Below are 12249 nucleotides of genomic sequence, written 5' to 3'. Positions count from 1 at the left end.
ATCTGTTATACAGTAAAGGATTTTTCTAAGAAGTAAATATAATAAGTGAATAAAAATGCAGTAAAAAACTCACAAAAATCCCACCGCACTTAAATTATCCATTTTTGAATAGGGCTTGTGATGCTATAATCTTGCACTATTTTTCATCAGCGATTAGGAAAGACTATGATACGAATTGGGCATGGATTTGATGTGCACGCCTTTGGCGGTAAAGGGCCTATTATGATTGGCGGGGTGGCTGTGCCTTATGAGAAAGGTTTACTGGCGCATAGTGATGGTGATGTGGCGTTGCACGCGTTAACAGATGCCTTGTTAGGTGCAGTGGCGCTGGGGGATATTGGTAAATTATTCCCAGACACCGATCCGCAATATAAAGGGGCGGACAGCAAAGGGTTACTGCAAGAGGCTTATCGTCAAGTGCAAGGCAAGGGCTACAAAATTGGCAATGTGGACATGACCATTATTGCGCAAGCACCGAAAATGCGTCCACATATTGATAATATGCGCGCGGCCATTGCACAGGTGTTAGATTGCGATGTGGAACAGGTGAACGTGAAAGCTACCACGAGCGAAAAGCTCGGTTTTACCGGGCGTGGTGAAGGAATCGCGTGTGAAGCGGTAGCACTTTTGGTGAAGGCTTAAAATGCAAGAATTAGCGTTTTTACAATCACAACCCACACAGCAAGCACGCTTAAAAGCAGAATGTGCGGATTTTATTGTCAAAGAAGAATTAGGCTATGAAATGGCAGGCGAAGGGGAATTTGTTGCCCTTTATGTGCGAAAAACCGATGCCAACACGCTGTTTGTCGGTGAAAAATTAGCCGAGTTTGCGGGCATTTCAGCACGCAATATGAGTTATGCTGGATTAAAAGATCGCAAGGCTGTCACTGAACAGTGGTTCTGCTTACATATGGCTGGCCAGCCTACGCCTGATTTCAGCCAGTTTCAGCTAGAGGGCGTGGAAATCCTCAATGTAACACGACATAACCGCAAAATTCGTACGGGCAGCCTAGATGGCAATCATTTTGAGATTTTACTGCGTGATGCGAAAGAAACAGACGATCTCAAAGTGCGGTTGGAAAATCTGAAAAATTTCGGGTTTCCTAATTATTTTACAGAACAACGTTTTAGCCGCGATGGGCATAATCTCACCCAAGCTATGCGTTGGGCGAAAGGCGAAATTAAGGTAAAAGATCGCAAAAAACGGAGTTTTTATCTTTCCGCTGCACGCAGTGAAATGTTTAATTTGGTGGTGTCCGATCGCATTCAAGCACAGCTTACACAGCAAATTTTACTGGGCGACATTGTGCAGCTCAACGGTTCGCACAGTTGGTTTCAAGTCGATGAAAAGGAAGATTTAAACGCCTTAAAACAGCGGTTAGAAAATCAAGATATTTTGCTTACCGCACCTTTAGTTGGGGAAAGCATTCAGTCTGCCAATCCGCGCGAAATGACGATTGTGCAGCAACATCAAGATATTTTAAATTTAATGCAAAAAGAACGAATGAAACCAAGCCGCCGCCCACTCTTAATGCAAGCACAGCATTTGCGTTGGGAATTTTTACCCGAAGGGCTAAAACTGGCGTTTTATCTGCCGTCTGGCAGTTATGCCACGGCACTCGTTCGCGAATTAGTACAGATTATTGAATAGGAAATGCAATGAATATTTTACTTTCAAATGATGACGGCATTCACGCCGAAGGCATTAAAGCGCTTGCCAAAGAATTGCGTAAAATTGCCCAAGTTACCGTGGTTGCGCCGGATCGTAATCGCAGCGCGGCGTCCAGCTCGCTCACCTTAGTGGAGCCGTTACGCCCAATGAAATTAGACAATGGAAATTACTGCATTAATGGTACGCCTGCAGATTGCGTGCATTTGGCGTTAAACGGTTTTCTTTCAGGGCAAATTGATTTAGTCGTATCCGGTATTAACGCTGGGGTAAATTTAGGCGATGATGTGCTTTATTCAGGGACGGTTGCAGCTGCCTTTGAAGGTCGTCACCTTGGCTTGCCTGCCATTGCGGTATCCCTTGATGGGCGTCAGCATTATGAAACCGCTGCACGCATTGTGTGCGAACTTGTGCCGAAATTGCATAATCAGTTACTGAAAAGTCGCGAAATCATTAATATTAACGTGCCAGATTTGCCTTATGAAGAAATTAAAGGCATCAAAGTTTGCCATTTAGGCTATCGGGCCGCGGCAGCGGAAGTGATTAAACAACAAGATCCCCGTGGCGACACCATTTACTGGATTGGTCCCGCTGGCTTGGCGGAAAATGAGCAACAAGGCACGGATTTTCACGCGGTGAAAAATGGCTATGTTTCGATCACGCCAATTCAAGCAGATATGACGGCATATCATTCACTTCAATCTTTACAAGATTGGTTAAAAAGTGAATAATATTTCGCTTTGCAAATAATTGAGGGTATGCCATTGAAAATATTTAGTGCGATGTACGATAAAGTGATGCAGTGGTCGGCGCATCGCTATGCCACCGCGTGGTTAATGTTTACCAGCTTTATCGAATCCATTTTTTTTCCCGTTCCCACTGATGTAATGCTTGTGCCAATGGCAATGAAACGTCCAAAACAGGCGTTAAAGTTAGGAATTTATACCGCCATTGCTTCCGCGCTCGGCGGTGTGGTGGGTTATGGCTTGGGTTACTATGCCTTTGATTATATTCAAGAATATATCGTAAAATGGGGCTATCAAGGCCACTTAGACACAGCAATGTCGTGGTTTAAACAATGGGGCATTTTGGTGGTGTTTATTGCGGGATTTTCACCGATCCCCTATAAAATTTTCACCATTTGCGCGGGCGTGATGCAAATGGTATTTTTGCCATTTTTGCTAACTTCCGCTATCTCGCGTGCGGCACGCTTTATTTTAGTCGCAAAATTAGCCGCTTGGGGCGGTGAGAAATTTGCCCATAAATTACGCCAATCTATTGAATGGATTGGTTGGGCAGTGGTGCTTATTGCTGTGATCATTTATTTCATTTTCAAATAAAAGTGCGGTCAAAAATGCAGAAATTTTTAATCTTATTTGTTTGCTTTTCTCTGTTAAGTGCTTGTTCATCACAACCACAACAGAAAGATGAAAATGCCCTTCCCCCTGGAATGATGCAGCCGGTGCTTGGCACTGGGGCAACGGAAGATGCCCAATGGCAACCAATTATTGAAAAACAACCTATGCCAGAATCAATGAATTAATAGAGGAACTCCAATGAAAAAATCATTTTTACTTTTACCTATCAGCGTAGCAATGCTCTCCGCCTGTTCATCTAACGCACCAGCACCTGTAGAGAGTGCTGATGGTGCATTACCACCAGGCACAATGCAGCCCGTAGATAGCAATGCAGGGAATACTTGGGAGCCACAAATTCAACAACAAAGTATGCCAGCGACAATGACGGCTCCAACCGTACAACCGACTTATCAAGCACCGCAGGTACAGATGCCACAAATGAAAACACCTCAGGCGGCTCAAGTACAGCAACAAGCAAACCAAGTGGTTCAACAAACGAAAAAAACAGTGACTAACACAGCAGTCAAGGCACAACAGGTTTCGCAAAATTTTGAGATTCCGCGTAATCCTCAAACCAATGCACCTGATTACAGCAAAATCGACAAAGGCTTTTATAAAGGGAACACCTATAAGGTGCGCAAAGGCGATACCATGTTCTTAATCGCTTATATTTGTGGACTTGATGTAAAAGAGCTTGCAGCAATGAATAATATGTCTGAGCCTTACACCTTAAGCGTGGGACAAACTTTAAAAGTGTCTAATCAAACCGCACCAGCGCCAACGCCAGTGAATACCACTAGCACAGCAAAACCTGCGGAAAAACCAGCTAAACCTGTTGAGCCTGCGGTAACCTATACCCCTGGTCCTAACGGCACACAATATGGCTCTGACGGCTCAATTATTGGCCCAGTCAAATCAAATACTGGCACACCAGTCCAAACTACAGCTCAAACACCAATAACAGTAACCCCAACTACACCAGTTGTGGCAAAACCTGTTCAAACTCAAGCGCCAGCTGTATCAAATGTGGCGTGGCAATGGCCAACCAGTGGTAAAATCGTACAAGGGTTTTCCACTTCTGATGGTGGCAACAAAGGGATCGACATCAGCGGTTCGCGTGGTCAAGCAGTTAATGCTGCCTCTGCTGGTCGTGTCGTTTATGCTGGAAACGCGCTGCGCGGTTACGGAAATCTAATCATCATCAAACATAATGATGATTTCCTCAGTGCCTATGCACATAATGAAAGTATTTTAGTGAAAGATCAGCAAGAAGTGCGTGCGGGCCAGCAAATTGCTAAAATGGGAAGCTCTGGCACAAATAGCGTAAAACTTCACTTTGAAATCCGCTACAAAGGTAAATCTGTTGATCCTGTAAACTATTTACCAAGACGCTAAGATGAAAAAACGTATCACGTTATCCTTGCTTAGTACAGCCTTGATAATGGGCTGTACTTCCCCTTCGCCAATGCCTTTAGTAGGCACCGAGCGCGATGAAAAAGGCTGCATTCCATCTGCTGGCTATACTTGGTCAGAACTCAAACAGCAATGTGTGCAACCTTTTTCCATTGCCGATATTCGTTTGACTGATCCTGAAGATCCAAATTTGACTATTTATGTTTTTTTAGCTGAAGAACAGGGAAAAGCAGAAGTTTTTTCTGCAAGATATCCTCACAATCGACTATTAGAAGCCGTGAAAGGCGGTTATATGGCAAAAGATAAAAGCATTTATCTTATAAACATCAATAATCACTGGGAAATTAGAAAAAGGTAAAATAAGTTGACCTCATTACTCTCAATGAGATAATAAAAAAACCCTGTATCATTAACAGGGTTTTTCTATGTATAAAATATTATTTTAATGCGTCTTTTAATGCTTTACCAGCAACGAAAGAAGGCACTTTAGACGCTGGGATTTTGATTTCCGCACCAGTTTGTGGATTGCGGCCTGTACGTGCTTTACGTTCGCTGACTTTAAACGTACCAAAGCCGATTAACTGAACAGCATCACCCGCTTTTAAACTTGCTTCAATAGCAGCTAGCGTTGCTTCTAACGCCGCTTTAGCTTGTTTTTTATTTAACTCTGCTGCACCTGCAATTGCATCAATTAAATCCGTTTTGTTCATAAATTAGTACCTTCTTTATTTCAATTACATTAATAAAACTTGAATTTTTTAATAAAAGATCCAAGCTCTGACAATAAGAAAACTGTATCTACAGCGTGCTTAAGGATAAATCAAGTTGTGCATAAATTAAAGTAGTAAATCGCAAAAATGTAATCTAAATCACATTATTGGCTAATTTCTATACCAATATTTGAGATTCCTTCTGCACGAATTTCATTTTTAAGGGCTAAAATTAACGAAATATCACGTTCCTCACACTCTCGCAAGGCACGGTAGATCTGCCATTGCACATCTAATTCTTGTTCAATTTCTTCACTTGCCTTGAGTTCTTGCTCAGATAATTCTCGATCTAAATTCATTTCCAGTAATCCGATAACGGTTTGTAAAGAAATCAAGCTTACTTGCACAGCGTGTTCTAAGGTTTCGCCCGCAATTAGGCTATGTAATAATTCAGAAAGTGCTTCGCACGCTTCAATCGCAGGGACAACGCCATAAAAATCATAATTATTCACATCTGGGATAATCGCCTCAAACTTTTCAAGCTGATTATCAAAATTGATATTTGCATCTTTCACAGTTAAATATTCCCACGTTAAATTCAGAATATTTTGATAAATTCTGCTTTGCGCGGGCTGTTCTGTAACTTGGCAAAAAAGCTGAAAATTCGGCAACATTCGCTCACACAAGCACGCCATAAAAGTGAGGTGTTGCCAACTGGCCAAATTTTCTAAGCGTTTATGAATAGGATTTCGCATTGTTTATCCTTATTTATGGTAAGACTGAGAATATTGATGGATTGCGTCCACAAAAATTTTCGGGCTGATTTCTGGCACATCCTGATGAATACCGTGTCCGAGATTGAAAACGTGGCCACTGCCTTCACCAAAATCCGCTAAAATCGACCGCACTTCTTGTTCAATGCGATCTGGTGGAGCATAAAGCACGGAAGGATCCATATTACCTTGCAGTGCCACTTTATGCCCGATACGTTTTTTCGCATCGGCAAGATCCACCGTCCAATCCAAGCCAACTGCATCACAACCGGTATTGGCGATATTTTCTAACCATAATCCTCCACCTTTAGTAAAGAGGGTAACTGGCACTTTGCGTCCTTCATTATGACGAATGAGATTTTCCACAATTTTCCGCATATATTGCAGCGAAAACTCCAAATATTCACGATGGGCTAACACCCCGCCCCAAGTATCAAAAATCATCACCGATTGCGCCCCTGCTTTGATTTGTGCATTGAGATAAAGGGCAACGGAATCCGCTAATTTGTCGAGTAATAAATGCAAGGTTTTTGGATCGGTATAAAGCATTTTTTTGATTTTTGTGAAAGCCTTACTACTGCCCCCTTCCACCATATAAGTGCCCAGTGTCCAAGGGCTGCCAGAAAAACCGATTAACGGCACTTCGCCTTTGAGCTCACGGCGAATAGTACGCACCGCATTCATCACATATTGCAATTCTTGTTCCGGATCAGGAATTGGCAAATTTTCCACCGCACTTTTATCTTCTATAGGGCGCGCAAATTTAGGCCCTTCGCCTGCGCCAAAGCTCAAACCGAGTCCCATTGCATCAGGAATAGTAAGAATATCAGAAAACAAAATAGCGGCATCTAAATCATAACGACGTAAAGGTTGTAGCGTCACTTCGCAAGCCAACTCTGCATTACGACAAAGGGACATAAAATCCCCAGCTTGCGCACGCGTGGCTTTGTATTCTGGCAAATAACGCCCAGCTTGGCGCATCATCCAAACTGGCGTCATATCCACAGGTTCGCGCAATAATGCACGCAAATAACGATCATTTTTTAATTCAAACATCCTAAATTCCTTTATTTTTCTACCGCACTTTTATCATCATCGGCACAAAGTGCCAGTGTGGCATTAATTAATTTCAACGCAATCGTGCCTTGTGGCGGCAAATTTGGCAAAGGTTTATCATAATCAAACCATTGAGCATCTTGAAGCTCAGCTTCTTGCAGGCGAATTTCCCCTGCTGCATAATCGGCTAAAAATCCCACCATTTGAGAATTAGGGAACGCCCAAGGCTGGCTACCCAAATAGCGAATATTTTTCACCTGAATCCCCGTTTCTTCAAACACTTCGCGTTGCACAGTTTGTTCAAAACTTTCCCCCACTTCCACAAAACCTGCCAACGTGGTATACATTTTTTCCTGTTGATGACGCTGATGATTAGCGAGCAAAATCTGCTTACCACGGCGAACTGCCACAATAATCGAAGGGCAAATCACGGGATAAGTGCGATACGAACAGGCAGAATTTTCACACTGCACGGCCAATTCGTCTTTCGCCATTATCATTTTTGAACCGCACTTCCCACAAAAGCGATGGGTTTTCAGAAAATGATTAATCTCCACGCCACGATTGAGCAAATTAAATTGTACTTCTGGCAAATGAAGCTGGCTGCGCAATGAAGTATATTCTCGGCTATCTTCCTGCTCAGCCTCCCGCTCTGTAATAAGCCAAAGCGGCGCACCATTCCAACGCCCGATTTCTATCGCCAAACGCCCCGTTAATTGAAAATCTTCTGCCTTCCCTTCGGGTAATTTTCCTTCTAACAGAAAAATGTTTGATCCTTGGGTTAAAAGCCAAGCACCTTGTGTTGTTGGCTCAACCGGCCGCATTGAAAAACTCATAAAAAATTCACCGCACTTTGGTTTTGGTTGCTCTGTTTTGATTGTTTAAGATTTGGAGCTATTTTACAGGGTTACGCTTATTTCGCTATGAAAAAATACATTTTCTTGCGGTATTAATAAGCGCCTGTCTTTTCAAATACCACTCTTGCTGTTTTAAATAAAATCGTTATGTCATTCCAAATTGACCAATTTCTTACATACCAAGCATCGTAATAAACCCTTGTGGCATAATCAATATTATTTCTTCCACTAATTTGCCATAAACCTGTCATTCCTGGACGAGTCATCAAATAATAATCTAACTCATCTCGATATCTTATTAATTCTTGACGAACAATTGGACGAGGACCAACTAAACTCATATCGCCTTTAATCACATTAAATAACTGTGGCAGCTCATCTAAACTTGTTTTACGTAAAAAATGGCCCACTTTGGTAATTCTAGGATCATTTTTTAATTTAAAATCTTTTTCCCATTCAGCCTTAGCCTTAGGATCATTTTTTAATAAATTACGCAACACTTCATCGGAATTAAGAACCATTGTTCTGAATTTTAAGCAACCAAAAACTTTCTTATTCATTCCAACACGCTTATGTGCATAGATGGCTTTTCCACCATCTTTTGCCACAAGATAATATAAACATAATAAAAAGGGTGAAAGCACAATAATTAAAGATAAGGAAATAAAAATATCCATTGCTCTTTTCAAGATTCTAGAACTACGTTTAGCCAATCTATTCTGCACACGCAATAACATAACTTCATGGCTAAAAATAAAGGAAATATCTGTATTATACAACGGCAACCCCTTTAAGCTAGGCACAATAGAAATGGCTCTGCAATGGTGCTTTGCTAGCCGCTTAACCCAGTAATCCAACTCATCAGCTTGATCTTCTTCTAACGCTAAAATAAATTGGGTATCATCTTTATTGACTAAAGAGAATAAATTATCCTTATCAGGGTATAAAATAGGAATATTTAAATCCTTTAAACACTCATTATAAATATTACTTGCAGAAATATTTACATCAACAAAATATTTCACATCAAGCCCTAAAAAAAACTCCGCCTTAATAGCTTGATAAGCCTCTAGTGCATTTGTTTGCGTGCCAATAATGACAGTTTTCTTTTTATACTTCCCATCTTTTATTAAAATGAACTTTACTATAAAGCGAACTGAGGGAAAGAGTAAAAATATCCCCCCCCACATTAACATGAAGAAAGTACGAGAAAAGGTAAGTTTTAAGAATGCAATTAGGGATAATTCAATAATACAAAACAAAAATAATGTATATATTACTTCTCTTAACTCGACCCAGAATGTTTTTCGATAGGTGTAATGCCTTAATTTTAGCCAAAACCATAAAATACAGAAAAACGATAAGGACAAATGCAATAAAGACTGCTTATAGATGGGATAGCTTGGAATTAATGAAGTTATATTAGAATAGAAAATATTCACCGAACATAATACAAGAAAAAAAGGAACAAAAACCAAACAAAAATCAAGCAACATAAAGGTTGCTTTATAGTAAAAATCTTTTTTTTGCATTAATGAATACCTCAATTCTGCGAAGTCTGTATGATTATATTATCGCATCAAACAAAAAGCAAAGCGCTCTCCTTATTCTTGCTAGACATTTAGATAAACAGTAGAATGGTCACAAAAAACTAAGAGTGATCAATATGAAAATTTTAGTTACTGGAGGAGCTGGCTTTATTGGTTCTGCGCTTATTCGTTACCTTATCAATCAAACAAACGATCAAGTTTTTAATATTGATAAACTCACCTATGCAAGCTGCCTTGATGGACTAAGCACAGTACGAAACAGTCCCCGATATAGATTTCAACAAGTTGATATTTGCAATGCTCATTTACTAAGCAATGTTTTTTCACAATATCAAGCCGATGCAGTCATTCATCTTGCCGCAGAAACACATGTTGATCGTTCTATTTCAAATAGCTTACCTTTTGTTCAAACAAACATTGTTGGAACCTATACTTTATTAGAAAGTACATATGATTATTGGAGAAAATTAGACAAACAAAAGCAAAGAGATTTTCGTTTTATCCATGTATCTACTGATGAAGTTTATGGCGATTTACAAAAAGACCAACCGGCCTTCAATGAAGGCTCAATCTATGCCCCTAATAGCCCCTATTCAGCTTCTAAAGCTTCAAGTGATCATCTAGTCCGTGCTTGGTATAAAACTTTTGGATTACCTACAATTATCACTCATTGCTCTAATAATTATGGTCCATATCAATTCCCTGAAAAATTAATTCCTTTAATGATTTTAAATGCCTTATCTGGGAAACCGTTGCCAATCTATGGTAATGGTATGCAAATTAGAGATTGGCTTTTTGTTGAAGATCACATTCGAGCTTTGCACTTAGTCTTAACTAAAGGTAGAATAGGCGGAATTTATAATATTGGCGGTAATAACGAAAAGACAAACCTTGAAGTGGTTAAAACGATCTGTAGGCATTTAGACGAACTTGTTCCAGATAAGCCTGACAATGTAAACCAGTATATGGACTTAATCACTTTTGTGGAAGACCGACCAGGTCACGATCAACGTTATGCCATTAATACACATAAAATTAATTCTGAACTAGAGTGGTATCCGCAAGAAACTTTTGATACAGGATTAAGCAAAACCATTTTGTGGTATCTAGATCATCAGAATTTTTGGGACAATACGCCAAATAAGTAAACGAAAATAATTTTATAAACTAACGGAAGTTAAAATGATTAAAAAATGTTTATTCCCTGCTGCAGGTTATGGGACAAGATTTTTACCGGCAACAAAATCTATGCCTAAAGAGATGATGCCAATTGTTAATAAACCTTTAATTGAATATGGTGTAGATGAGGCAATCCAAGCTGGAATGCAAGATATGTGTATAGTAACGGGTCGCGGAAAATATTCCATCATGGATCACTTTGATAAAAACTATGAACTAGAACATCAAATTCAAGGTACAAACAAAGAATCCCTACTTGAAGATATTCGAAAAATAATCAATTCTGCTAGCTTTACATTTATCCGCCAAGGCGAAATGCTTGGCTTAGGACATGCCGTATTAGTTGGCGGAGAGCTAGTTGGTAATGAACCTTTTGCTGTTGTTTTAGCTGATGACTTATGCATTAACGAACAAGGACAAGGTGTTCTAGCTCAAATGGTAGAGCTATACAATCAGTATAACTGTACTATTGTCGCCGTGGAAGAAGTGCCAGAAGATGAAACGCATAAATATGGTGTTATTTCAGGCAAACCTATCAATGATAGCTTATTCCAAGTTGAAGATATGGTAGAAAAACCAGAAAAAGGGACCGCACCAAGCAATCTTGCAATTATTGGGCGTTATATTTTGACGCCTGACATCTTTGACCAGCTAGAAAACACTCCTGCCGGAAAAAACGGAGAAATTCAAATTACTGATGCGTTATTACAACAAGCAAAACAAGGCAAAGTATTGGCTTATAAATTTAAAGGTAAACGCTTTGACTGCGGAAGCGTTGAAGGTTTCATAGAGGCAACAAATTATTGTTATAAAAATGTTTACCTTAAAGATACAGATATTACATTAGCTAACGAAAGCACACATAAGATATAGGAATACTATATGAATCAATTCAAAGACACAATGAAAGATATATTCATGGCATTCAAAGAATATTATCTTTGGACAACGCTTGGCTGGTATGATGTACTTGCTCGCTATCGCCGTTCAACCTTAGGACCATTTTGGATTACTCTAAGTATGGCGATTACGATCAGTGCAATGGGGCCATTATATGGTTCTCTATTTGGCAATACAATCAGCGATTTTGTTCCACACTTAGCCCTAGGAATGATTTTCTGGGCTTTAATTTCATCATCTATTAATGATTTTTGTGGTGCATTTTCAGATTCAGCACATTATTTAAAACAAACAAAAATCTCCCCCATTGTTTTTATATTAAGAGTGTTATACCGACAATTTATTGTTTTTTTACATAACATTTTAATCTATCCAATAATTCTTTTAATCTTTTGGAAACCTATTTCACTAGATGTGTTATTACTTATTCCGGCATTTATAATTACACTACTAAACCTTTTTTGGATTGGAATTATCATCTCTGTTTTCTGCACACGTTATCGTGATATGCTACCAGTCATCAATAGCGTAATTACTCTTTTATTCTTCGTCACTCCAATTATTTGGAGCATGGATCAACTTCCAGAAGATAGACAGTATTTGGCTCTTTGGAATCCATTCACTATTCTTCTTGACCTATTAAGAACGCCTTTATTAGGCGGAACACCTGAGCCTAGCCATTGGATAACTGCAATACTTATGGCTATTATGGGCTTATTTATTTCTATTATTGTTTTTATGAAAACAAAAAATCGCATCACTTATTGGCTATAAAAGGGAAAAA

At 39.6% G+C, this 12249-nt stretch carries 15 protein-coding genes; 10 read left to right on the top strand and 5 right to left on the bottom strand.

Translation table 11 applies throughout. The features are described 5' to 3' along the window. Window positions 1-165: 165 nt before the first annotated feature. Genes ispF through L5B71_RS06080 form a run of 7 tightly spaced genes read left to right on the top strand, consistent with a single transcriptional unit; the run spans window position 166 to window position 4798 of the window. Window positions 166-642 carry a 2-C-methyl-D-erythritol 2,4-cyclodiphosphate synthase gene (gene ispF / locus L5B71_RS06110; RefSeq protein WP_265757464.1) on the top strand — a complete coding sequence of 159 codons (477 nt, stop codon included), beginning with the start codon at window positions 166-168 and terminating at the stop codon, window positions 640-642. A gap of 1 nt (window position 643) precedes the next feature. Continuing rightward, window positions 644-1651 carry a tRNA pseudouridine(13) synthase TruD gene (truD, locus tag L5B71_RS06105; RefSeq protein WP_265757463.1) on the top strand — a complete coding sequence of 336 codons (1008 nt, stop codon included), beginning with the start codon at window positions 644-646 and terminating at the stop codon, window positions 1649-1651. Between the two features lie 8 nt (window positions 1652-1659). After that, a complete protein-coding gene (surE, locus tag L5B71_RS06100; protein ID WP_265757462.1) occupies window positions 1660-2400 on the top strand; it encodes a 5'/3'-nucleotidase SurE in 741 nt (246 codons plus the stop codon). Window positions 2401-2433: 33 nt separating this feature from the next. Further along, complete coding sequence (locus L5B71_RS06095; RefSeq protein WP_265757461.1) at window positions 2434-3009, top strand: YqaA family protein; 576 nt, start codon at window positions 2434-2436, stop codon at window positions 3007-3009. A gap of 14 nt (window positions 3010-3023) precedes the next feature. Next, on the top strand, window positions 3024-3212 hold the full coding sequence (locus L5B71_RS06090) for a hypothetical protein (RefSeq protein WP_265757460.1): 189 nt from the start codon (window positions 3024-3026) through the stop codon (window positions 3210-3212). A 13-nt stretch (window positions 3213-3225) separates the two neighbouring features. After that, window positions 3226-4422 carry a murein hydrolase activator NlpD gene (gene nlpD / locus L5B71_RS06085; RefSeq protein WP_265757459.1) on the top strand — a complete coding sequence of 399 codons (1197 nt, stop codon included), beginning with the start codon at window positions 3226-3228 and terminating at the stop codon, window positions 4420-4422. 1 nt (window position 4423) lies between these two features. After that, the gene (locus tag L5B71_RS06080) at window positions 4424-4798 is read left to right on the top strand and encodes a hypothetical protein (RefSeq protein ID WP_265757458.1); all 375 of its coding nucleotides are present in this window, start codon (window positions 4424-4426) and stop codon (window positions 4796-4798) included. A gap of 79 nt (window positions 4799-4877) precedes the next feature. Here the strand turns inward: L5B71_RS06080 and L5B71_RS06075 are convergent, their stop codons facing one another. The 5 genes from L5B71_RS06075 to wbaP all read right to left on the bottom strand — a co-directional run bounded on the left by L5B71_RS06075 (window position 4878) and on the right by wbaP (window position 9368). Beyond that, entirely contained in the window at window positions 4878-5150 is a 273-nt protein-coding gene (locus L5B71_RS06075; protein WP_265757457.1) for an HU family DNA-binding protein, read from the bottom strand. Between the two features lie 164 nt (window positions 5151-5314). Next, window positions 5315-5905, bottom strand: coding sequence for a YjaG family protein (locus L5B71_RS06070; RefSeq protein ID WP_265757456.1), 591 nt, complete (start codon window positions 5903-5905; stop codon window positions 5315-5317). A gap of 9 nt (window positions 5906-5914) precedes the next feature. Continuing rightward, window positions 5915-6979: a uroporphyrinogen decarboxylase gene (hemE, locus tag L5B71_RS06065; protein ID WP_265757455.1), complete on the bottom strand. Its 1065-nt coding sequence runs from the start codon at window positions 6977-6979 to the stop codon at window positions 5915-5917. Window positions 6980-6990: 11 nt separating this feature from the next. After that, window positions 6991-7803: an NAD(+) diphosphatase gene (gene nudC / locus L5B71_RS06060; RefSeq protein WP_265757790.1), complete on the bottom strand. Its 813-nt coding sequence runs from the start codon at window positions 7801-7803 to the stop codon at window positions 6991-6993. A 125-nt stretch (window positions 7804-7928) separates the two neighbouring features. Beyond that, window positions 7929-9368 (bottom strand): undecaprenyl-phosphate galactose phosphotransferase WbaP, encoded by a 1440-nt coding sequence (gene wbaP / locus L5B71_RS06055; protein WP_265757454.1) that lies wholly within the window; start codon window positions 9366-9368, stop codon window positions 7929-7931. 134 nt (window positions 9369-9502) lie between these two features. Between wbaP and rfbB the strand changes: the two genes are divergently transcribed. From rfbB to L5B71_RS06040, 3 genes are read left to right on the top strand one after another with little or no spacing between them, the layout of a single operon-like run. Continuing rightward, a complete protein-coding gene (gene rfbB / locus L5B71_RS06050) occupies window positions 9503-10534 on the top strand; it encodes a dTDP-glucose 4,6-dehydratase (RefSeq protein WP_265757453.1) in 1032 nt (343 codons plus the stop codon). Window positions 10535-10568: 34 nt separating this feature from the next. Beyond that, on the top strand, window positions 10569-11438 hold the full coding sequence (gene galU, locus L5B71_RS06045; RefSeq protein WP_265757452.1) for a UTP--glucose-1-phosphate uridylyltransferase GalU: 870 nt from the start codon (window positions 10569-10571) through the stop codon (window positions 11436-11438). Between the two features lie 9 nt (window positions 11439-11447). After that, on the top strand, window positions 11448-12239 hold the full coding sequence (locus tag L5B71_RS06040; RefSeq protein WP_265757451.1) for an ABC transporter permease: 792 nt from the start codon (window positions 11448-11450) through the stop codon (window positions 12237-12239). Window positions 12240-12249: the final 10 nt, after the last annotated feature.

The sequence above is a fragment of the Avibacterium sp. 21-586 genome, assembly GCF_026226775.1.
In the GTDB taxonomy this organism is placed as follows: Bacteria; Pseudomonadota; Gammaproteobacteria; order Enterobacterales; family Pasteurellaceae; genus Avibacterium.
This window is presented reverse-complemented; position numbering and strand designations above follow the sequence as displayed.